A 21,522-nucleotide genomic window follows, 5' to 3' on the forward strand; every position below is an offset into this window, starting at 1 on the left:
CTTGTCCGCTCAAGTCATCGCGATTGACGCAATGGGCGGGACTTCGGTCCCCGCAGCATTGTTCAGGCCAGCATTGCTTGTCTGTCTGCTACGCCCTCGTTGTACCTGACCCTCGTCGGTCAACCCTCCCTCCTTGAAGAATTGATCGCTGGCCAGTCGGCTGTGGATCGCGCGCGCCTGTCGATTGCTCCGGCATCCGAAGTCATCACCATGGACGAGAAACCTGCCCAGGCTTTGCGCGGCAAACCTGATTCGTCGATGCGCGTGGCACTTGAGTTATTGCGCGACGGCAAGGTCCAGGCTTGTGTCAGCGCCGGCAACACCGGGGCACTGATGGCGTTGTCGCGATTTGTGCTCAAGACTTTGCCGGGCATTGATCGGCCGGCCATGGTCGCGGCGATTCCGACGCAGAAAGGCTATTGCCAGTTGCTTGATCTGGGTGCAAATGTCGATTGCAGCGCCGAGCATCTGTTGCAGTTTGCGGTAATGGGGTCGGTAGCCGCGGAAACCCTGGGTATTGTGCGTCCGCGTGTGGCTTTGCTGAACATTGGCACCGAGGACATCAAGGGCAACCAGCAAGTCAAACTGGCTGCAACTTTGCTGCAACGTGCCCGTGGTATCAACTACATCGGTTTTGTCGAAGGTGACGGTTTGTACCGTGGCGAGGCGGATGTGGTGGTGTGTGACGGCTTTGTCGGCAACATCCTGCTCAAGTCCAGTGAGGGGCTGGCGACCATGATTGCCGGGCGCATCGAGGCGTTGTTCAAGAAAAGCCTACCGTCACGCATGGTCGGCGCATTGGCCCTGCCGCTGATGAAGCGCCTGCAAGCCGACCTGGCACCTGCGCGCCACAACGGTGCCAGCTTCCTCGGTTTGCAGGGCATTGTGGTGAAGAGTCATGGTTCTGCAGGGGTGCAGGGGTTTCAAAGTGCAATTTCCCGTGCCTTGATCGAGATTCAAGAAAACCTGCCGGAGCGCATTCACGGTCGTCTGGAGGATTTGTTGCTTTAGGCGTTTTCGTCGGACAATGCTTAAATGTGACCGCTCAGTTCAATTAGCCATCCAAATTTCAGTTTCTTGCGTCCCTCCAAGCGGGACGTCAATTCTCCGCCGACAAGATCATTAGGGGCTTGTTACATGTCTGCTTCCCTCGCATTCGTCTTTCCGGGACAGGGTTCGCAGTCCCTCGGCATGCTGGCCGAGTTGGGCGCGCAACATCCGGTAGTCCTCGAAACATTCAAAGAAGCTTCCGATGCTCTGGGTTACGACCTGTGGGCACTGACCCAGCAAGGGCCGGAAGAGCAACTCAATCAAACCGATAAAACTCAACCGGCCATTCTGACCGCCTCTATCGCCTTGTGGCGTCTGTGGCTGGCTGAAGGCGGCGCACGTCCGGCCTACGTGGCCGGTCACAGTCTTGGCGAATACAGCGCTCTGGTCGCAGCCGGCAGCCTGAGTCTGGCCGACGCGGTGAAGCTCGTTGAGCGCCGTGGCCAGCTGATGCAAGAAGCTGTTCCGGCCGGGCAAGGCGGCATGGCTGCCATTCTTGGTCTGGAAGATGCCGACGTGCTGGCGGCCTGTGCCGAAGCGGCGCAAGGCGAAGTGGTCAGTGCCGTCAACTTCAACTCCCCGGGCCAGGTGGTTATCGCCGGTGCGAAGGCCGCGGTCGAACGCGCCATTGAAGGTTGCAAGGCTCGTGGTGCCAAGCGCGCCATGCCGTTGCCGGTCAGCGTGCCGTCCCATTGCGAGCTGATGCGTCCGGCGGCCGAACGTTTCGCCGAGTCGATCGCTGCGATCGACTGGCAAGCGCCGCAGATTCCCGTGGTGCAGAACGTCAGTGCCGATGTGCCGGCCGATCTGGAAACCCTCAAGCGTGATCTTCTTGAGCAGCTTTACAAGCCTGTGCGCTGGGTCGAGTCGGTCCAGGCGCTGGCAGCCAAGGGTGCGACCAATCTGGTTGAGTGCGGCCCTGGTAAAGTGCTGGCCGGTCTGAACAAACGTTGCGCCGACGGCGTATCGACTTCCAACCTCAATACCCCAGATGCTTTCGCTGCCGCCCGTGCAGCGCTGGCCTGAATCAGGAGAAGCTTGCATGAGTCTGCAAGGTAAAGTTGCACTGGTCACCGGTGCGAGCCGCGGTATCGGCCAGGCTATCGCCCTGGAATTGGGTCGTCAGGGTGCCATCGTTGTTGGCACTGCGACCACCGCTTCCGGTGCCGAGCGTATTGCCGCCACCCTGAAGGAAAACGGCATTCAGGGCACTGGCCTGGAGCTCGACGTCACCAGCGACGAGTCCGTGGCGGCTGTCCTGGCGAGCATCCAGGAGCAGTTCGGTGCGCCGGCGATTCTGGTCAACAATGCTGGCATCACCCGCGATAACCTGATGATGCGCATGAAAGACGACGAGTGGCATGACGTTGTCGATACCAACCTAAACAGTCTGTTCCGCCTGTCCAAGGGCGTTTTGCGCGGTATGACCAAAGCCCGTTGGGGACGAATTATCAGTATTGGCTCGGTTGTGGGTGCCATGGGCAACGCAGGCCAAGTAAACTACGCTGCCGCCAAGGCCGGTCTGGAAGGTTTCAGCCGTGCACTGGCGCGCGAAGTCGGTTCGCGTTCGATTACGGTAAACTCGGTGGCCCCAGGGTTCATCGACACCGATATGACCCGCGAACTGCCCGAGGCACAGCGTGAAGCCTTGCAAACGCAGATTCCGCTGGGTCGTCTGGGGCAAGCTCAAGAGATCGCATCTGTGGTCGCTTTTCTTGCATCCGACGGTGCGGCTTACGTTACTGGGGCTACAATCCCGGTGAACGGCGGGATGTACATGAGTTAAATGTGACGGGTTGCTTCAAAAAAATGTCATACGAGCTGTCTAAAATCCGTTATAAAGCTGCAATCTATTTATAGGCTGAGGGGTCACCGGGTTTGAGGAGTGAAGCTTTCAGTTGAAAAGCTGAAAAGCCTTTCTATACACTTACCCACTGGCCAGCCGCCTGAATTTGTCCATTAGGAGTGAAAACAAGGTATGAGCACCATCGAAGAGCGCGTCAAGAAAATCGTTGCCGAGCAACTGGGCGTTAAAGAAGAAGAAGTGGTCAACACTGCTTCCTTCGTTGAAGACCTGGGTGCTGACTCCCTTGACACCGTTGAGCTGGTGATGGCTCTGGAAGAGGAATTCGAGACCGAAATCCCTGACGAAGAAGCCGAGAAGATCACTACTGTACAAGCTGCAATCGACTACGTTACTAGCCACCAGGCGTAATAGTTTGTAATCGTTGCTTGCTGTCATGGAAAAACCGCACTGCCATCTGGCGTGCGGTTTTTTCTTTAGGCCTGATGCAAAGTCGTCATTTGAAAAAGGAGAGTGCTGTGTCGCGTAGACGCGTCGTAGTCACCGGTATGGGTATGTTGTCGCCACTGGGCACTGATGTGCCAAGCAGTTGGCAGGGCATTCTGGCTGGCCGCAGTGGCATTGGTCTGATCGAACACACCGACCTTTCTGCCTATTCCACCCGTTTTGGCGGCTCGGTAAAGGGCTTCAATGTCGAGGAATATCTGTCCGTCAAGGAAGCCCGCAAGCTCGACCTGTTCATTCAGTACGGTCTGGCCGCAGGGTTTCAAGCAGTACGCAACTCCGGTCTGGAAGTTACTGACGCCAACCGCGAACGCATCGGCGTCGCCATGGGCTCGGGTATTGGCGGTCTGACCAATATCGAAGAAACCAGCCGTACGCTGCATGAGACCGGTCCACGACGAATTTCTCCGTTCTTCGTGCCAGGCTCGATCATCAATATGATTTCCGGTTTCCTGTCCATCCACCTGGGGGCACAGGGGCCTAACTATGCCATCGCTACTGCCTGTACCACGGGCACGCACTGCATTGGCATGGCTGCGCGCAACATCATGTACGACGAAGCCGACGTGATGATTGCGGGCGGCGCCGAGATGGCGGCCTGCGGTCTGGGCATGGGCGGCTTCGGTGCCTCCCGAGCACTGTCCACACGCAACGACGAGCCTACCCGCGCCAGCCGTCCATGGGACAAGGGTCGTGACGGTTTTGTGCTGTCCGATGGCGCCGGTGCGTTGGTTCTGGAAGAGCTGGAACACGCCAAGGCCCGCGGCGCCACCATCTATGCCGAGTTGATCGGCTTCGGCACCAGTGGCGACGCTTACCACATGACCTCGCCGCCGGCCGATGGCGCGGGCGCTGCACGTTGCATCACCAATGCCTTGCGCGACGCCAGGATCAATGGCGATCAAGTGCAATACGTCAACGCCCATGGTACGTCGACCCCTGCTGGCGACCTCGCTGAGGCCAGTGCGATCAAATCGGTGTTCGGCGATCACGCCTACAAGCTGGCCGTCAGTTCGACCAAGTCCATGACCGGTCACTTGTTGGGTGCGGCAGGTGCGGTCGAGGCGATCTTCAGCGTCCTGGCGATCAACAGTCAGGTAGCGCCACCGACCATCAACCTCGATGAGCCGGACGAAGGTTGTGATCTCGATTTCGTACCGCACACCGCGCGCAACATGGACATCGATGTGGTCCTGTCCAACTCCTTCGGATTTGGCGGCACCAACGGCTCGCTGGTGTTCCGCCGGTTCGCAGGCTGATGGAAAGCTGGGTCGACGGTCAGCCGGCTGACGCACTGTCGCTGAAGGATCGCGGCCTGGCGTACGGTGATGGTCTGTTCGAGACGATCGCCGTGCGTGATGGCTTTCCAGTGCTGCTGGATCGTCATGTGGTGCGTTTGATCAGGGGCTGCCAGCGATTGGCAATCAACCTGGATCATGGGGCTGTGGTAAAGGAATTGCTGACCTATGCCGAGCAACTGAACGAAGGTGTACTCAAGCTGATCGTTACCCGCGGCGACAGCCTGCGCGGTTACGCTTTCGATCCTTCGGCCCCGGCCCGCCGTATCCTGTCGGGTAATCCTCCAGCGGTTTACCCGCACGCCCATGCAGTGCAGGGTATTCGCCTGTTCCCATGCAGCACAGAACTTTCCATTCAACCCCTTCTCGCCGGGCTCAAGCACTTGAACCGGCTTGAGCAGGTGATGGCGCGCGCCGAATGGCAGGACACCGAACATGCCGAAGGCTTGATGCTCGATCAGGCCGGTCGCGTGATCGAGGGCGTGTTCAGCAACCTTTTTCTGGTGCGTGACGGCGTGTTGATCACGGCGGATTTGAGCCGCTGCGGCGTAGAAGGTGTGATGCGTGCCGAGTTATTGTCTCAGGCCGAGTCTTTGGGCATCCCCACGCAAATCACCGATATCACGCTTGAACAGCTGCAGAGGGCCGACGAAGTCTTTGTCTGCAACAGCGTGTATGGCGTTTGGCCGGTGCATGCCTATGCCGCACTGAGCTGGCCGGTTGGGCCGCTCACCCGTAAACTCCAAACCATTGCCCGCGCGCTACTGGATGCTTGATACGTGAGACGTAAATTCTTGCTGCTGCTGGAAACCGGACTGGTTCTGGCAGGGCTGACGTTGGGCGCTTCTGCCTGGAAAATTCATTCGGCGCTGGTGCAGCCGCTGAATATTACCCAGGAAGAACTGCTGGAGGTGCCCAAAGGCACCACGCCGAACCGCACCTTCCTGCGACTCGAAGCCGATGGCGTCATCAAGGACGCTTTCTGGCTGCGCGTGTATTGGCGCTTCAATTTGCCAAAACAACCGCTGCACAGCGGCGAATACCGCATGCTTCCCGGCATGACCGTCGAAGGTCTGATCGACCTGTGGAAGCGCGGGGAAATGGTTCAGTACAGCGTGACCCTGGTCGAAGGCTGGAACTTCCATCAGGTCCGTGCGGCCCTGGCCAAGGAGGAAAAACTCGAGCACACCCTGGAGGGTCTGAGCGACAGCCAGGTCATGGACAAGCTCGGTCATACCGGGGTTTCCCTGAAGGGCGATTCTTCCCTGATACTTACCGCTTCGTGCGGGGCATGACAGATACCGAGCTGTTGAAAACATCCTACGACCGCCTCGACGAGGTTCTGGCCAAGGAGTGGAGCCAGCGCGCGGCTGATGTGCCGTACACCGGGCCCTATCAAGCCCTGATCATGGCCTCGCTGGTGGAGAAGGAAACCGGCGTGCCACAAGAGCGCGGGCAGATTGCCGGGGTGTTTATACGGCGCATGGCGATCGGCATGTTGTTGCAGACAGACCCGACGGTGATTTATGGCCTGGGTGATCGATACAGCGGCAAATTGACTCGCGCCCATCTCAAGGAACCGACGCCCTACAACACCTATGTGATTGCCGGGCTGCCCCCGACTCCGATTGCGATGGTTGGCCGCGAAGCGATCCATGCGGCACTCAATCCGGTGGCGGGTAACAGCCTTTACTTTGTGGCGCGCGGTGATGGCAGTCACGTGTTCTCCGATGATCTGGACGCCCACAACAACGCTGTGCGAGAGTTCCAGCTCAAGCGACGCGCCGATTACCGTTCCAGCCCGGCACCTGTCACTGCACCCGAGACATCGCAAGCTCCGGCCGCGGACTCTCAAGCTCCGCAATCCGAAGCTGCGCAATCTGAAGCCTCGCAATCTCGAGCTCCCGAATCTCAGGCTGAACAGGATCAGGCACCGATCCCGGCCGCTTCGCCTGATACCGCGCCTGAAGTTCTGCCGCCGGTGCAGCCGCAGGAATCCGCGCCTGATCCTGCTCCTGCATCCGCCCCCGAGCCGGAAGCAAACACACCGCAAAGCCCGCAATGACTCTGACTAAGGACTGCCTGTGACTGGCTTGTTTATTACTCTGGAAGGCCCGGAAGGCGCCGGCAAGAGCACCAATCGCGAATATCTGGCCGAGCGCCTGCGCGCCGCAGGTATCGAGGTGGTACTGACCCGCGAACCGGGTGGCACGCCATTGGCCGAGCGCATTCGCGAGGTGCTGTTGACTCCGGTCGACGAAGTGATGAATCCGGACGCTGAGTTGCTGTTGGTGTTCGCCGCGCGCGCCCAGCACCTGGCCGAGGTGATTCGCCCGGCATTGGCTCGTGGTGCCGTAGTGCTGTGTGATCGATTTACCGATTCGACGTATGCATACCAGGGTGGTGGCCGCGGCTTGTCACTGAAGCGTATCGCTACACTGGAAACCTTTGTTCAGGGCGATCTTCACCCCGATCTGACACTGATCTTCGATCTGCCGGTGGAGGTAGGTCTGGCCCGCGCGAGTGCCCGTGGACGCCTGGATCGTTTCGAGCTCGAAGGCCGGACCTTTTTCGATGCCGTGCGCAGTGCCTTCCTCAAGCGCGCCGCAGCGGCGCCAGCCCGTTACGTTCTGATCGACGCCGCGCAACCTTTGGCACAGGTTCAACAATCCCTGGATGCCTTGCTGCCGCGTCTGCTGGAGTTGGCCCGTGGCTGAAGCCTATCCCTGGCAGGACAGTCTCTGGCAGCAGTTGGCCGGTCGTGCGCAACACGCACACGCCTATCTGTTGCATGGCCCGGCCGGGATCGGTAAGCGAGCGCTGGCCGAGCGGTTGATGGCCAGTCTGCTGTGCCAGAGACCGACTGCTCAGGACGCCTGTGGCGAATGCAAGTCCTGCCTGCTGCTCAAGGCTGGCAGTCACCCCGACAACTACATTCTGGAGCCGGAAGAGGCTGACAAGGCGATCAAGGTCGACCAAGTGCGGGATCTGGTCAGCTTTGTGGTCCAGACTGCGCAGATGGGCGGGCGCAAAGTGGTGCTGATCGAGCCGGTCGAGTCGATGAACATCAACGCGGCCAACGCCTTGCTCAAAAGCCTGGAAGAACCATCCGGCGACACGGTATTGCTGTTGGTCAGCCATCAGTCCAGTCGTCTGTTGCCGACCATCAAGAGTCGCTGCGTGCAGCAGGCGTGCCCGTTGCCGAGCGAGGCCATGAGCCTGGCCTGGCTGGCGAGAACCTTGCCCGATTGCTCGGAAGAAGAGCGTGTCCAATTGCTGACCCTGGCGGCGGGTTCGCCATTGGCCGCCGTCAACCTGAATACCCAGGGCGTGCGCGAACAACGCGCGCAGGTGGTCGATGGCGTGAAGAAACTGCTCAAGCAGCAACAATCGCCCACTCAACTGGCTGAAAGCTGGAATGCGATTCCATTGTTACTGTTGTTCGACTGGTTCTGCGACTGGTCGAGCCTGATCCTTCGCTATCAGCTGACCCAGGATGAAGAAGGGTTGGGACTGGCGGACATGCGCAAGGTCATCCAATACCTGGCGCAGAAAACCGGCCAGGACAAAGTCCTCAATATTCAGGACTGGATCCTCGCCCAGCGGCAGAAAGTGTTGAGCAAGGCCAACCTCAATCGGGTGTTGTTGCTGGAGGCGCTGCTGGTGCAATGGGGGTCGTTACCTACCCAGAGGTGAGGGTCTGGGCCTAAACTCACCGTCCCACTCATACAATGTAAGTTGCAGTCCTTTTATGCTCGTAGATTCCCATTGTCATCTTGATCGCCTCGACCTTACCGCCCACGACGGCTCCCTGGATGCGGCCCTGGATGCGGCCCGTCAACGCGGGGTAGGGCACTTTCTGTGTATCGGTGTCAGTGTCGACAACGCCGCCGATGTCAAAGCCCTGGCTGAGCGATATGATGATGTCGATTGTTCGGTCGGCGTGCATCCTCTGGATGTACAGCCGGGTGCTGCGCCTGCGCTGGAATGGCTGCTACAGGAGCTCAATCATCCGCGTGTGGTGGCTATCGGCGAAACCGGTCTGGACTACCACTACGAGCCGGAAGCGGCAGAGTTGCAGCAGGAATCTTTCAGATTGCATCTGCAGGCCGCGCAGCAGACTGGCAAACCGGTGATTATCCATACCCGTGGTGCCCGCGCCGATACCTTGAACCTGTTGCGTGAAGCGGCGCTGCCCCAGGCAGGCGTGCTGCATTGCTTCACAGAGGACTGGGACATGGCGAAAGCCGCATTGGACATGGGTTACTACATTTCGCTGTCCGGGATTGTCACGTTCCGCAATGCCGACGCGTTGCGTGATGTTGCTAGCAAGGTACCGGCCGACCGGCTGCTGGTGGAAACCGATTCCCCGTACCTGGCACCGATCCCGTATCGCGGGAAACCGAACCTGCCGCAGTATGTGCGGGAAGTGGCAGAGTTTCTGGCAATGTTGCGTGGTGAGCCCTATGAGCGATTTGCCGAGCAGACCACTGCAAATTTCAAGCGGTTGTTTCCACTGGCGCATGTAAAAGGCTAAATCGCAGGCAAAAAAAACCCGGGTTCTGGGGGTGAATCCGGGTTAAGACCATTAGGAGTAAAACAATGGTACGCGGTCCGTTGGTACCAATATCGGCGTGACACTTGGGGGAGATGCCCCGCCGACAGTTCAAGTATTGATCAGTATTTCAGCGAGTCCAGTTTGTCGGTCGAGGTTTTTAAACAAATTTGGAATACGTGCGCTTCAGAAGAGTTCTCATCCACCGGCGACCCTGCAGGAAATACTCACGAAACATAGATATGGTCGGATGATCCGTGCATTTTTGCGTAATTTAGGCATAATACGCGGCTTCGAATTTTGACCCCTACAGACCTTTTCTTATGCATAAAGAACCTCGTAAGGTCCGTGAGTTTCGTCGCCGCGAGCAAGAAATTCTCGATACCGCGCTCAAGCTGTTCCTCGAACAAGGTGAAGACAGTGTCACCGTCGAGATGATTGCTGATGCCGTCGGTATCGGCAAAGGCACAATCTACAAGCACTTCAAATCCAAGGCCGAGATCTACCTGCGCCTGATGCTCGACTACGAGCGCGATTTGAATGAGCTGTTGCACTCCGCCGACGTCGACAAGGACAAGGAAGCCCTGTCCCGCGCCTATTTCGAATTCCGCATGCGCGATCCACAACGTTATCGCTTGTTCGATCGTCTGGAAGAAAAGGTGGTCAAGGGCAACCAGGTGCCGGAGATGATCGAAGAGCTGCACAAGATCCGCGCCTCGAACTTCGAACGCCTGACCCTGCTGATCAAGGGTCGGATCAGCGAAGGCAAGCTTGAAGACGTGCCGCCATACTTCCACTACTGCGCGTCATGGGCTCTGGTGCACGGCGCCGTGGCGCTGTATCACTCGCCATTCTGGAGCAATGTGCTGGAAGATCAGGAAGGCTTCTTCCAGTTCTTGATGGATATCGGCGTACGCATGGGCAACAAGCGCAAGCGCGATACCGACACCCCGAGCAGCTGAGCCATTCAGCAGCCTGATTGCGCCATGATTTCGCTGCATGGCGCAGTACCGCAGGAATATACTCAGGCAGGGGACTTGCTAAAACTTGATTTGTGAGTCAATTTTCAGCAGTCCGAATATTCTTCCGCCGGAGTGATCATGATCGTTGACCGTCAAGGCAGGCGATTTCGCAATTTGCGAGTCAGCCTGACCTCAGCCTGCAACTACGCCTGTACCTACTGCGTGCCCAACGGCAAGCGACTGGTGGCTGCGCAGGATGAGCTGTCGGCCGAAGCCATGGCACGCGGTGTGGCCTATCTGATCGAAGCAGCGGGCATCGAGCGCTTGCGTATCACTGGTGGCGAACCGCTGGTCAGTCCTAAACTCGAAACCTTCATGACTGCGGTCGGGCAGATGGGCCTGGAGGACATCAGCCTGACCACCAACGGTCAATTGCTGGCGAAAAAGCTGCCGCTGCTGGTGGATGCCCGCATTCGGCGCATCAACGTTTCCCTCGATACTCTGGACGCGAGTGCATTCCGCGGCATTGCCCGTGGCGGCGATCTGGCGACTGTGCTGGACGGCATGGAACAGGCCCGAGCGGCTGGCATGAAGATCAAGGTCAACATGGTGCCGCTGCGCGGTCAGAACCTCGATCAGGTGATGCCGCTGTTGGATTACTGCCTGGAACGCGGCTATGAGCTGCGCTTTATCGAGTTGATGCGCATGGGCCACCTGGCCAGTGACTCCAACGCTTTCCTGCAACAGTTCGTCAGCCTGCAACAGTTGCTGAGCCTGATCGGCGAGCGCTATGAGTATCTACAGGCCAGTGCTCCGGTGGATGCGACGGCGGTGCGCTATGAGATACCGGGGCAGGGGTATTTTGGCGTGATCGCCAACGAAAGCGTGCCGTTCTGCCGTACCTGTTCACGGTTGCGTCTTTCTTCCACCGGATGGCTGCATGGCTGTCTGTCGTCGAGTAACCGCCACTATGTCGGCGATTTGCTGGACAAGCCGCGTCATCAGGCCTTACCTGCCCTGCAGAGACTTTTGGTGAAAGCCTTGGGTGACAAGCAGGAAGTGGCGTTCTCCGGTGGCGCCACAGTCATGAAGATTATCGGCGGCTGACCCGGCGTCTTCGCGGGTAAGCCACGCTCCTACAGGATTATGTTCGGGCACAATTTGGTGATCGACACAATTTCTGTAGGAGCGCGGCTTGCCCGCGAAGGCGCCTGCTCAGACGACAACGTTCTGGAGCTGGCGCAAAAGCTGCATCCCACGGCCATTCGCCGGTTTTCCGACACCGGCCTCTGGAGGATAGGATGCGTAGCCTGGTTTTGCTGCTGGCCGTTTTGGCGCTCGGCGGCTGCATGAATGTCAGCGATATGGCCGAAGGGACTCGCTACCATATGAGCGACGCGGGCCTGCTGGATCACAGCGACAGCCGCCGCGTGAACAACTTGCGCATTCAACCGGACTCGTTCGTCTACATTGCCCAGGGTGCCTTTGTGCCGCCTGGCAGTGCCGTCTACCCGCGCCCCAACGTGATCGCCGAAGTCGCCTTTGACGGGTTTGTCGAATACTTCCCGATGGTCCGCCGTGCGCGCACGCCGGAAGGCCTTGACCAGGCCATGAGCGAAGCCCGTGCTGTTGGCGCCCATTACTTGCTCTATACCCGTTTTGCCAAGTCCGATGACCGCATTGGCAACTCGGATGAATGGCTGGATCAGGAGGCTGTGGATCGCCTCGGCATCGACACCGGCGTGATTCAGATCATGTTGATCGAGACCAGCACCCAGTATTTGATTGATACTGCACGTATCAAGAGTCGTGGCGGTTTACTGACGTTCCACGACGAAAAACCAGAAGACCTGATGGGCCCGCCGCTGGAGCAATATGCTCGCAGTCTGCTGGGGCTCAGCGACCAGTAATCCAAGGAGATCGCCATGAGTGGCCCGCAAAAAGCCAACGACCTGTTGGGACAAATTCCCAAAACCAAAGGCTTGCCACCGGTCCACTTGTGGAACCCTGACTTCTGCGGCGACATCGACATGCGCATCGCCCGCGACGGCACCTGGTATTACCTGGGTACGCCAATCGGACGCAAGCCGATGGTCAAGCTGTTCTCCACCATCATTCGCCGTGACGGCGATGACTATTTCCTCATTACCCCCGTCGAGAAAGTCGGCATCAAAGTCGATGACGCTCCTTTCGTGGCGATCGCGCTCGAGGTGGAAGGCGAGGGAGAAGGACAAGTTCTGCGCTTCACCACCAACGTCGATGAGACCGCCGAGGCTGGCGCCGAGCACCCGATTCGCGTGGTGATCGATTCCGCCACCCAAGAGCCGGCGCCCTACGTGCATGTGCGCACCAACCTCGAGGCGCTGATCCATCGCAACGTGTTTTATCAGCTGGTGGAGCTGGCGGTGAGTCGGGAGATCGACGGGCAGCGTTGGTTGGGGTGTGGAGCGGTGGTGAGTTCTTCCGCATCGGTCTTGAACCGTAATCGATAGAAATGTGGGAGCGGGCTTGCTCGCGAAAGCGGTGTATCTGACGCATATATGTCGAATGTGCAGAGGCCTTCGCGAGCAAGTCGAATCGTCGCACCGCCGCTCCCACATTGGTCCTCAGCCATCCTTGAAAATAAAATTGACACCCAATCGTATGATGATTAGCGTGGGCCTCCATAGCGAATAGCTTTTGAGGTACCCATGTCCAGCAGTTATCACGCGTCGACGGTCGATTGGTTGGGCTGCTGGATCGCGACCGGTCAGGTGAGGCCGGGCGAGACCCTCAAGGTTGAAGCCGATCTCGGCGAACAGCTAGGCGTCAGCCGCACGGTCATTCGCGAAGCCATCAAAACCCTGGTCGCCAAGGGCATGCTGGAAGTTGGGCCGAAGGTCGGTACTCGGGTGTTGCCGGTGCGGCGCTGGAATCTCTTCGATCCACAAGTCGTGGGTTGGCTGTCACGCAGCGGTTTGCCGGAAAACTTCGTCGATGACTTACTCGACCTGCGCCGCACCATCGAACCGATGGCGGTGCGCTGGGCGTGCGAGCGTGCGACTGCCCCGCAGGTGGACGCGATTCTGTTGGCCTATAACGCCCTGGAGCGGGCGGTGGACAGCGGCGTCGAGTACAACCGTGCCGACCAGCTCTTCCATGAGTGCATTCTCGCTGCCAGCCACAATCAATTCATCGAACAAATGGTCCCGGCCCTTGGCGCGTTGCTGGCGGTGTGTTTCGAAGTGTCCGCCGCCGACCCGGACGAACTGCGCCGCACCTTGCCGATTCACAAGGACATGGCCGATGCCATCGCCGCCCGGGATGCCGCGCGGGGTATATGGGCCTGCATGACCCTGATCGATAACGCCGACCTGGCCATCAAGCGCTATTACCCGCAGGTCATGGCCGACAAAAAAACTGGCTGACAACCACGATCCTTGTAGGAGCTAGCTTGCTAGCGATGGAGTGTCAGTCGACATCAATGCAGCTGGCCCACCATCGCTAGCAAGCTAGCTCCTACACATAAAAGCAATAAGAAAGGAGGTTTCATGGAGTGGACCGCAGTCACCGAACACCGTGCACAACTCGGCGAAGGCCCGTTCTGGGATGCCCCGACCCAGGCGCTGTATTGGGTGGATATCGCCGGCAAGCAAGCACTGCGGCTGATCGGCGCCAACGTGCAGATATGGCAGATGCCTGAACACGTGTCGGCTTTCATCCCCTGCGCAAGCGGCGATGCGCTGGTGACGTTGAGCAGTGGCGTGTATCGGCTCTATCTGGATTCACCGGGGCTTGAGCCGCGCCTGATCCTGTTTTGCGTCGCCGATCCGCAACCGGGCAACCGCGCCAATGAAGCCCGCTGCGATGCCCGCGGTCGGCTTTGGCTCGGCACCATGCAGAACAACATCGGTGAGCAGGGCGAAGATTTGCCCATCGAGCGGCGCTCCGGCGGGCTGTTCCGTATTGATCATGATGCACGAGTGACGCCACTGCTGCGTGGCCTGGGCATTCCCAATACGCTGCTGTGGAGCAATGACGCCACCACCGTGTATTTCGGCGACAGCCTTGATGGCACGCTCTATCGGCATTTCATTCGCACCGACGGCAACCTCGAATCGGCGCAAACCTGGTTTGGCGCCCATGGACGCGGTGGTCCGGACGGCTCCGCGATGGATGCTGAGGGTTTTATCTGGAATGCCCGATGGGACGGCAGTTGCCTGCTCAAGCTGACCCCGGACGGCAAGGTCGATCGAGTGATAGAGCTGCCCATCAGCCGTCCGACCAGTTGTGTCTTTGGCGATGCCGACCTGAAAACACTGTACATCACCAGCGCCGCAAGTCCGCGCGGGCATCCGCTGGATGGGGCAGTGCTGGCAATTCGCGTTGATGTACCCGGAAAGCTCTGTAGTCGATTTGCCGGATAAATCCCTAAATATGGGATGTTAAATTATATATTGAGATTTTTAGATCCCCGGGTTTATAGTCGGCACCACCGTTCCACGCTCAGTACACGCACTCACACTTAAAAAAACAAAACAGGTGAAGTGATGCAGCGATATTCCCCCGCACTTTCTTGTGGAGTCAGCGTTTCAGAGCGTCCCTGTGCTGAAACGTTTTCGCGCCTACCTGCTTTTTCTTCCCCAAATCTTTCTGACCGGACATCGACAGGTATCCGGTTTTCGTCGTGCTTTCGAACAGGAGTCCTGGTCCATGGCTAAACCTCTTTCCTTGCCTGCGGTGCCCGAACCGCCCCAGGGCGAGCGCCTGAAAAACAAAGTCGTGCTGCTGACCGGCGCCGCCCAAGGCATTGGCGAGGCGATTGTGGCGACCTTCGCCTCACAGCAAGCCAAGCTGATCATCAGCGATATCCAGGCCGAGAAAGTCGAAAAAGTCGCGGCGCATTGGCGCGACAAAGGCGCCGATGTCGTCGCGATCAAGGCCGACGTATCGCGTCAGCAGGATCTGCACGCCATGGCCAAACTGGCGGTCGAGCTTCACGGGCGAATCGACGTGCTGGTCAATTGCGCGGGGGTCAACGTGTTCCGCGATCCTCTGGAAATGACCGAGGACGACTGGCACCGTTGCTTCGCCATCGACCTCGACGGCGCCTGGTACGGTTGCAAGGCAGTTTTACCGCAGATGATCGAGCAGGGTATCGGCAGCATCATCAACATCGCCTCCACCCATTCCACCCACATCATTCCGGGCTGTTTCCCGTACCCGGTGGCCAAGCACGGTCTGCTCGGCCTGACCCGCGCCCTGGGCATCGAATACGCGCCCAAGGGCATTCGCGTCAACGCCATCGCGCCGGGCTATATCGAAACCCAACTGAACGTCGACTACTGGAACGGTTTTGCCGATCCCCATGCCGAGCGTCAGCGCGCATTCGACCTGCATCCGCCGCGCCGTATCGGCCAGCCGATTGAAGTGGCGATGACCGCGGTGTTCCTGGCGAGTGATGAAGCGCCGTTCATCAACGCATCGTGCATCACCATCGATGGCGGGCGTTCGGTGATGTACCACGACTGAATGACCGGGATTTGAGGCGCCCAATTACGCCTGAAATCCAATCATCATACGATATGACTATTGGCATTACGGTTTCACCGCCCATTGGTTTACCAAGAACGCTTTCAAAGAATGCTCAAAAAAAATAACAAGGAGTTAGCTTATGAATCGTCGTCATGCAATCCGTTCCCTGTGCTGTGCCGCTTTGGCGGTCAGTGCGGTCAGCCTGAGCAGCACGCTGCTGGCGGCTGAGGAAGTGAAAATCGGTTTTCTGGTCAAACAGGCTGAAGAGCCCTGGTTCCAGACCGAATGGGCCTTCGCTGAAAAGGCCGGGAAGGAGAAGGGCTTTACCCTGATCAAGATCGCTGTGCCTGATGGGGAGAAAACCCTGTCGGCGATCGACAGCCTGGCGGCCAACGGTGCCAAGGGTTTCGTGATCTGCCCGCCGGACGTGTCGCTTGGTCCTGCGATCATGGCCAAGGCCAAGCTCAACGGTTTGAAAGTGATTGCCGTCGATGACCGCTTCGTCGATGCCAGCGGCAAGTTCATGGAAGACGTTCCGTACCTGGGCATGGCCGCGTTCGAAGTCGGCCAGAAGCAGGGCTCCGCCATGGCCAGCGAAGCGAAAAAACGCGGCTGGGAATGGAAAGACACCTTTGCTGTGATCAACACCTACAACGAACTCGACACCGGCAAGAAACGCACTGACGGTTCGGTCAAGGCGCTGCAAGACGCCGGCATGCCGAAGGACCACATCCTGTTCTCGGCCCTGAAAACCCTCGACGTGCCGGGCAGCATGGACGCCACCAACTCGGCGCTGGTGAAACTGCCGGGCACGGCGAAGAACCTGATCATCGGTGGCATGAACGACAACACCGTGCTGGGCGGCGTGCGCGCCACCGAGAGCGCCGGTTTCGCTGCGGCGAACGTGATCGGCATCGGCATCAACGGCACCGACGCCATTGGCGAGCTGAAGAAAGCCGACAGCGGTTTCCATGGCTCGATGCTGCCTAGTCCGCACATCGAGGGCTACAACACGGCCAGCATGATGTACGAGTGGGTCACCACCGGCAAAGAGCCGGCGAAATACACCGCCATGGACGACGTGACACTGATTACCCGTGACAACTTCAAGCAGGAACTGGAAAAAATCGGCCTGTGGAACTGAAGGCCGGTTGATTTCATCGGCGGCTTCGGCAACGGGGCTGCCTGATCTGTGTGATGAGGTGGTTATGGCGCAAACACAAGTACAACAACAGTCTTTTAGTGGCAGTGGCAGCTTGCGCTTCAACGGGATCGGCAAGACCTTTCCCGGCGTAAAAGCGCTGGACAACATTAACTTCGTCGCCCATCCGGGGCAGGTTCATGCCTTGATGGGCGAGAACGGCGCCGGCAAGTCGACCTTGCTGAAGATCCTCGGCGGCGCCTACACACCGAGCAGCGGCGACCTGCAGATCGGCGAACAGAAGCAGGTCTTCAAGTCCACCGCCGACAGCATCGGCAGCGGCGTTGCAGTGATCCATCAAGAGCTGCACCTAGTGCCGGAAATGACCGTGGCGGAAAACCTGTTCCTCGGCCATTTGCCAGCCAGTTTCGGCCTGATCAATCGTCGCACCTTGCGTCGGCAAGCTTTGGCCTGCCTCAAGGGCCTGGCTGACGAAATCGATCCGCAGCAGAAGGTCGGGCGATTGTCCCTGGGGCAGCGGCAACTGGTGGAAATTGCCAAGGCCTTGTCCCGTGGCGCCCATGTGATTGCCTTCGACGAACCCACCAGCAGCCTATCGGCGCGGGAGATCGATCGCTTGATGGCGATCATCGGTCGTCTGCGCGACGAGGGCAAAGTAGTGCTGTACGTCTCCCATCGCATGGAAGAAGTGTTCCGCATCTGCAACGCGGTGACGGTGTTCAAGGACGGTCGTTACGTGCGCACCTTCGAGGACATGAGCGAGTTGACCCACGATCAACTGGTCACGTGCATGGTCGGCCGCGACATCCAGGACATCTACGATTACCGGCCTCGCCAGCGCGGTGCGGTGGCGTTGAAGGTCGACGGCCTGCTCGGCCCTGGCTTGCGCGAACCGGTGAGCTTCGAGGCGCACAAAGGTGAGATTCTCGGGTTGTTCGGCCTGGTCGGCGCCGGGCGCACGGAGCTGTTTCGCCTGCTCAGCGGGCTTGCGCGCAACACCGCCGGACGCCTGGAACTACGCGGCCATGAACTGAAACTGCGCTCACCCCGCGATGCCATCGACGCCGGCATTCTGCTGTGCCCGGAAGATCGCAAGAAGGAGGGCATTATCCCGCTGGCCAGCGTCGCCGAGAACATCAACATCAGCGCCCGTGGTGCCCATTCCTCGTTCGGTTGCCTGATCCGTGGCCTGTGGGAGAAGGACAACGCCGACAAGCAGATCAAGGCGCTGAAGGTGAAAACGCCCCACGCCGGGCAACAAATCAAGTTCCTGTCCGGCGGCAATCAGCAGAAGGCCATTCTCGGTCGCTGGCTATCGATGCCGATGAAAGTCCTGCTGCTCGACGAGCCTACTCGCGGCATCGACATCGGCGCCAAGGCCGAGATCTACCAGATCATCCACAACCTGGCCGCCAGCGGCATCGCAGTGATCGTGGTGTCCAGCGATCTGATGGAAGTGATGGGCATCTCCGACCGCATCCTGGTGCTGTGCGAAGGCGCGATGCGCGGCGAACTGAGCCGCGAACAGGCCAATGAATCCAACCTGCTGCAACTGGCTTTGCCGCGCCAACGCGCTGACGGCGTGGCGAACTGAGAGGTGACTATGATGACAACCCAAAACGAAACCCTGCCGACTGCGCGCAAACCCCTGGACCTGCGACGCTTCCTGGATGACTGGGTGATGCTGCTGGCAGCCGTCGGCATCTTCGTGCTCTGCACGTTGCTGATCGACAACTTCCTATCGCCGCTGAACATGCGCGGCCTGGGGCTGGCGATTTCCACCACCGGGATTGCCGCGTGCACCATGTTGTATTGCCTGGCGTCCGGGCATTTCGACTTGTCGGTAGGCTCGGTGATTGCCTGCGCCGGGGTGGTTGCGGCGGTGGTGATGCGCGACACCAACAGCGTGTTCCTCGGCGTCTGCGCGGCACTGGTAATGGGACTGATCGTCGGCCTGATCAACGGCATCGTGATCGCCAAGCTGCGGGTCAATGCGTTGATCACCACATTGGCGACCATGCAGATCGTGCGCGGTCTGGCTTACATCTTCGCCAACGGCAAAGCGGTGGGCGTGTCCCAGGAGTCGTTTTTCGTGTTCGGCAATGGCCAATTGTTCGGCGTGCCGGTGCCGATCCTGATCACCATCGTCTGCTTCCTGTTCTTCGGCTGGCTGCTCAATTACACCACGTACGGGCGTAACACCATGGCCATCGGTGGTAACCAGGAAGCGGCGCTGCTGGCGGGGGTCAACGTTGACCGGACCAAGATCATCATCTTCGCTGTACACGGGGTAATTGGTGCGCTGGCCGGGGTGATCCTGGCGTCACGCATGACATCCGGTCAGCCCATGATCGGCCAGGGTTTCGAGCTGACGGTGATTTCGGCCTGCGTGTTGGGCGGTGTTTCACTCAGTGGCGGGATCGGCATGATTCGGCACGTGATTGCCGGGGTGTTGATTCTGGCGATCATCGAGAATGCGATGAACCTGAAGAACATCGATACCTTCTACCAGTACGTGATTCGTGGGTCGATTTTGTTGCTGGCTGTGGTCATCGATCGCCTCAAGCAACGCTGAAATTTCTACCATCCTTACAGACGCCTTCGCGGGCAAGCCTCGCTCCTACAGGTGATATGACCTCTGTAGGAGCGAGGCTTGCCCGCGAAGGCGGTATACCTGACTCACCTCGTTAACTGATCGTTCCCTTGCGTCTTCTCCCTCAAAATTCCCTTGCCCGCCCCAACTCGTTTCGGTTATCAATTTGTACATGATTAGACAGGTACGATTCGACAAGAAACAACAGGTGGTCGACGAACTCATCCGGCGTATTGAAAGTGGTCTCATGGAAGACGGCTTTCATCTGCCGGGCGAGCATCAATTGGCTCAAGAATTCAAAGTCAGCCGAGGTACTTTGCGTGAAGCCCTGGCCGAATTGAAACGGCGCAACTACATCGCGACGCAAAGCGGAGTCGGTTCCATTGTCACCTTCGACGGTGTGGCACTCGACCAACGCAACGGTTGGGCCCAGGCCCTGGCCGACAGCGGCGCGCTGGTCAATACCGAAGTGCTACGTCTGGAGGCGGTGACTCGTCCTGACCTGTTGCCGCGCTTCGGCACCGACCAATTCATCACCCTCGACCGTCGCCGCCGTTCCAATGACGGTACGCTGGTCTCCCTCGAACGATCATTGATGCCCGCCACCGGAGGTCTGGAAGGCCTGCCGCGGGTCGGTTTGATCGATAACTCCCTGACAATCACCCTGGCCGCCTATGGCTATATCGGTGAACGCGGCGATCAATGGATCGGCGCCGAACCGCTGAATGCCGAAGACGCCAACCTGCTGGGGCGTCCAGTGGGCACGGTATTCCTCAAGGCCTTGCGCACCACCTACGACCGGCAAAACCGCTTCATGGAGCAAGTGGAAAGCTTGCTCGATCCGGTGCATTTCCGTATGCACCTGCAATTTGGAACGGTGAAATGACTGCGCTCAATCGTGCCCTGGGCGCGTTCTACGGCCTGGCCCTGGGCGATGCGCTGGGCATGCCGACCCAATCCCTGAGCCGCGATGAAATCAAGGCGCGCTTCGGTGAAATCATCGACCTGCAAGACGCAGGCCCCGATCAGCCGATTGCCGCCAACATGCCCAAGGGTTCGATCACTGACGACACCGAACAGGCGATCCTGGTCGGTCAGTTGTTACTCGACGGCAAGGGTCGGATCGAACCTGCACTGCTCGCCCAACGCTTGATCGATTGGGAAGTTGAGATGCAGGCCAAGGGCTCGCAGGATCTGCTCGGCCCTTCAACCAAACGCGCCATCGAGATGATCCTCGCCGGTCATTCGGCGCAAGAGGCGGGGCGCTACGGCACTACCAATGGCGCGGCGATGCGCATCACACCGGTCGGGATTGCCGCGGATGTGGCCAATCCCGAGCACTTCATCGACGCCGTGGTGCAGGCCTGTCAGGTCACCCACAACACCACGTTGGGCATTTCCAGCGCGGCGGCGGTGGCGGCGGTGGTTTCGGCCGGGATCAACGGCATGGACCTGGGCGAGGCATTGAACCTCGGTCAGTACATCGCTCAGCAAGCGCAAAGCCATGGCCACTGGGTTGCCGGTGGGCGCATCGCATCACGAATAAGCTGGGCAAGGACCATCAGTGTTGACAGCGACAAGGCATTGCTCGCCGATTTGCTGTACGACGTGATCGGTACCTCGGTGGCTTCGCAAGAGTCAGTGGTGGTGTCGTTTGCCCTGGCCCAGCAAGTGGCCATCGGCGAAATGAATGCCTTCGATGCGCTCTGCATGGCGGCGAGTCTGGGTGGCGACACCGATACCATCGCGGCGATTCTGGGTGCGATGCTTGGGGCTTGTCTGGGCTTGAGTGTTGGCCGGTGGCGTTGATCGAGAAGGTCAAAACCGTCAATCATCTGGAGCTTGAGCCGCTGGTGCAGGGGCTGTTGGCTTTGCGTTGACTGTGCCGACGCCTTCGCGGGCAAGCCTCGCTCCTACAAGGGCAACACCGTACCCGTAGGAGCGAGGCTTGCCCGCGAAGGGCGCACTGCCGATTTTAAATTGATAACCCGCAATGGAACGCACCAACGCGGCCAGGAAGGCCGGGATGTTGAGTCGATTTCCCTAATTGCCCACAACCACAAAAATGGCAACAGGAGCA

18 protein-coding genes and 4 pseudogenes are annotated in these 21,522 nt (G+C 59.0%); all 22 read left to right on the forward strand.

The features are described from left to right. The first annotated feature begins 1 nt into the window (after position 1). Positions 2-1,011: pseudogene (plsX, locus tag CES87_RS14875) on the forward strand (phosphate acyltransferase PlsX). A 126-nt stretch (positions 1,012-1,137) separates the two neighbouring features. Further along, positions 1,138-2,076, forward strand: coding sequence for an ACP S-malonyltransferase (fabD, locus tag CES87_RS14880; protein ID WP_128606700.1), 939 nt, complete (start codon positions 1,138-1,140; stop codon positions 2,074-2,076). Positions 2,077-2,092: 16 nt separating this feature from the next. Continuing rightward, a complete protein-coding gene (gene fabG, locus CES87_RS14885) occupies positions 2,093-2,836 on the forward strand; it encodes a 3-oxoacyl-ACP reductase FabG (protein ID WP_128606701.1) in 744 nt (247 codons plus the stop codon). A 192-nt stretch (positions 2,837-3,028) separates the two neighbouring features. Continuing rightward, the gene (gene acpP, locus CES87_RS14890; RefSeq protein ID WP_003175607.1) at positions 3,029-3,265 is read left to right on the forward strand and encodes an acyl carrier protein; all 237 of its coding nucleotides are present in this window, start codon (positions 3,029-3,031) and stop codon (positions 3,263-3,265) included. Positions 3,266-3,372: 107 nt separating this feature from the next. Then, complete coding sequence (gene fabF, locus CES87_RS14895; protein WP_128606702.1) at positions 3,373-4,617, forward strand: beta-ketoacyl-ACP synthase II; 1,245 nt, start codon at positions 3,373-3,375, stop codon at positions 4,615-4,617. Continuing rightward, a complete protein-coding gene (pabC, locus tag CES87_RS14900) occupies positions 4,617-5,432 on the forward strand; it encodes an aminodeoxychorismate lyase (protein WP_128606703.1) in 816 nt (271 codons plus the stop codon). The genes fabF and pabC overlap by 1 nt, the downstream gene beginning before the upstream one ends. A 3-nt stretch (positions 5,433-5,435) precedes the next feature. Beyond that, positions 5,436-6,721: pseudogene (gene mltG / locus CES87_RS14905) on the forward strand (endolytic transglycosylase MltG). A 19-nt stretch (positions 6,722-6,740) separates the two neighbouring features. Then, positions 6,741-7,373 carry a dTMP kinase gene (gene tmk, locus CES87_RS14910; protein ID WP_128606704.1) on the forward strand — a complete coding sequence of 211 codons (633 nt, stop codon included), beginning with the start codon at positions 6,741-6,743 and terminating at the stop codon, positions 7,371-7,373. Beyond that, positions 7,366-8,352: a DNA polymerase III subunit delta' gene (locus CES87_RS14915; protein ID WP_128606705.1), complete on the forward strand. Its 987-nt coding sequence runs from the start codon at positions 7,366-7,368 to the stop codon at positions 8,350-8,352. Before tmk ends, CES87_RS14915 begins: the two co-directional genes overlap by 8 nt. 55 nt (positions 8,353-8,407) lie before the next feature. Continuing rightward, positions 8,408-9,193 carry a TatD family hydrolase gene (locus tag CES87_RS14920; protein WP_128606706.1) on the forward strand — a complete coding sequence of 262 codons (786 nt, stop codon included), beginning with the start codon at positions 8,408-8,410 and terminating at the stop codon, positions 9,191-9,193. Positions 9,194-9,534: 341 nt separating this feature from the next. Continuing rightward, on the forward strand, positions 9,535-10,173 hold the full coding sequence (locus CES87_RS14925) for a TetR/AcrR family transcriptional regulator (RefSeq protein ID WP_034149949.1): 639 nt from the start codon (positions 9,535-9,537) through the stop codon (positions 10,171-10,173). A 138-nt stretch (positions 10,174-10,311) separates the two neighbouring features. Continuing rightward, on the forward strand, positions 10,312-11,280 hold the full coding sequence (locus CES87_RS14930) for a GTP 3',8-cyclase MoaA (RefSeq protein WP_128606707.1): 969 nt from the start codon (positions 10,312-10,314) through the stop codon (positions 11,278-11,280). Between the two features lie 194 nt (positions 11,281-11,474). After that, entirely contained in the window at positions 11,475-12,083 is a 609-nt protein-coding gene (locus CES87_RS14935; RefSeq protein ID WP_128606708.1) for a DUF4823 domain-containing protein, read from the forward strand. A gap of 15 nt (positions 12,084-12,098) precedes the next feature. Next, positions 12,099-12,658 (forward strand): annotated as a pseudogene (locus CES87_RS14940) (DUF1285 domain-containing protein). A gap of 205 nt (positions 12,659-12,863) precedes the next feature. After that, the gene (locus CES87_RS14945; RefSeq protein ID WP_128606709.1) at positions 12,864-13,580 is read left to right on the forward strand and encodes a FadR/GntR family transcriptional regulator; all 717 of its coding nucleotides are present in this window, start codon (positions 12,864-12,866) and stop codon (positions 13,578-13,580) included. Between the two features lie 123 nt (positions 13,581-13,703). Further along, entirely contained in the window at positions 13,704-14,579 is an 876-nt protein-coding gene (locus CES87_RS14950; protein WP_128606710.1) for an SMP-30/gluconolactonase/LRE family protein, read from the forward strand. A 286-nt stretch (positions 14,580-14,865) separates the two neighbouring features. Beyond that, complete coding sequence (locus tag CES87_RS14955; protein WP_128606711.1) at positions 14,866-15,684, forward strand: SDR family oxidoreductase; 819 nt, start codon at positions 14,866-14,868, stop codon at positions 15,682-15,684. 142 nt (positions 15,685-15,826) lie between these two features. Next, positions 15,827-16,831, forward strand: a complete 1,005-nt coding sequence (locus CES87_RS14960; RefSeq protein WP_128606712.1) for a substrate-binding domain-containing protein — start codon at positions 15,827-15,829, stop codon at positions 16,829-16,831. A gap of 64 nt (positions 16,832-16,895) precedes the next feature. Continuing rightward, positions 16,896-18,443: an L-arabinose ABC transporter ATP-binding protein AraG gene (gene araG, locus CES87_RS14965; RefSeq protein ID WP_128606713.1), complete on the forward strand. Its 1,548-nt coding sequence runs from the start codon at positions 16,896-16,898 to the stop codon at positions 18,441-18,443. Between the two features lie 12 nt (positions 18,444-18,455). Further along, positions 18,456-19,424, forward strand: a complete 969-nt coding sequence (gene araH / locus CES87_RS14970; protein ID WP_128606873.1) for an L-arabinose ABC transporter permease AraH — start codon at positions 18,456-18,458, stop codon at positions 19,422-19,424. Positions 19,425-19,614: 190 nt separating this feature from the next. Next, entirely contained in the window at positions 19,615-20,328 is a 714-nt protein-coding gene (locus CES87_RS14975) for a GntR family transcriptional regulator (protein WP_128606714.1), read from the forward strand. Continuing rightward, a pseudogene (locus tag CES87_RS14980) lies at positions 20,325-21,322 on the forward strand (ADP-ribosylglycohydrolase family protein). The gene CES87_RS14975 and the pseudogene CES87_RS14980 overlap by 4 nt, the downstream one beginning before the upstream one ends. The last annotated feature ends 200 nt before the right edge of the window (positions 21,323-21,522 follow it).

The organism is Pseudomonas sp. ERMR1:02 (assembly GCF_002277815.1).
In the GTDB taxonomy this organism is placed as follows: Bacteria; Pseudomonadota; Gammaproteobacteria; order Pseudomonadales; family Pseudomonadaceae; genus Aquipseudomonas.

Bases quoted from the DNA above. Each gene is read 5' to 3' on its own strand.
- fabD (WP_128606700.1), top strand. From the start codon at position 1,138: ATGTCTGCTTCCCTCGCATTCGTCTTTCCGGGACAGGGTTCGCAGTCC.
- fabG (WP_128606701.1), top strand. From the start codon at position 2,093: ATGAGTCTGCAAGGTAAAGTTGCACTGGTCACCGGTGCGAGCCGCGGT.
- acpP (WP_003175607.1), top strand. From the start codon at position 3,029: ATGAGCACCATCGAAGAGCGCGTCAAGAAAATCGTTGCCGAGCAACTG.
- pabC (WP_128606703.1), top strand. From the start codon at position 4,617: ATGGAAAGCTGGGTCGACGGTCAGCCGGCTGACGCACTGTCGCTGAAG.
- CES87_RS14920 (WP_128606706.1), top strand. From the start codon at position 8,408: ATGCTCGTAGATTCCCATTGTCATCTTGATCGCCTCGACCTTACCGCC.
- CES87_RS14925 (WP_034149949.1), top strand. From the start codon at position 9,535: ATGCATAAAGAACCTCGTAAGGTCCGTGAGTTTCGTCGCCGCGAGCAA.
- CES87_RS14930 (WP_128606707.1), top strand. From the start codon at position 10,312: ATGATCGTTGACCGTCAAGGCAGGCGATTTCGCAATTTGCGAGTCAGC.
- CES87_RS14935 (WP_128606708.1), top strand. From the start codon at position 11,475: ATGCGTAGCCTGGTTTTGCTGCTGGCCGTTTTGGCGCTCGGCGGCTGC.
- CES87_RS14945 (WP_128606709.1), top strand. From the start codon at position 12,864: ATGTCCAGCAGTTATCACGCGTCGACGGTCGATTGGTTGGGCTGCTGG.
- CES87_RS14950 (WP_128606710.1), top strand. From the start codon at position 13,704: ATGGAGTGGACCGCAGTCACCGAACACCGTGCACAACTCGGCGAAGGC.
- CES87_RS14955 (WP_128606711.1), top strand. From the start codon at position 14,866: ATGGCTAAACCTCTTTCCTTGCCTGCGGTGCCCGAACCGCCCCAGGGC.
- CES87_RS14960 (WP_128606712.1), top strand. From the start codon at position 15,827: ATGAATCGTCGTCATGCAATCCGTTCCCTGTGCTGTGCCGCTTTGGCG.
- araG (WP_128606713.1), top strand. From the start codon at position 16,896: ATGGCGCAAACACAAGTACAACAACAGTCTTTTAGTGGCAGTGGCAGC.
- araH (WP_128606873.1), top strand. From the start codon at position 18,456: ATGACAACCCAAAACGAAACCCTGCCGACTGCGCGCAAACCCCTGGAC.
- CES87_RS14975 (WP_128606714.1), top strand. From the start codon at position 19,615: ATGATTAGACAGGTACGATTCGACAAGAAACAACAGGTGGTCGACGAA.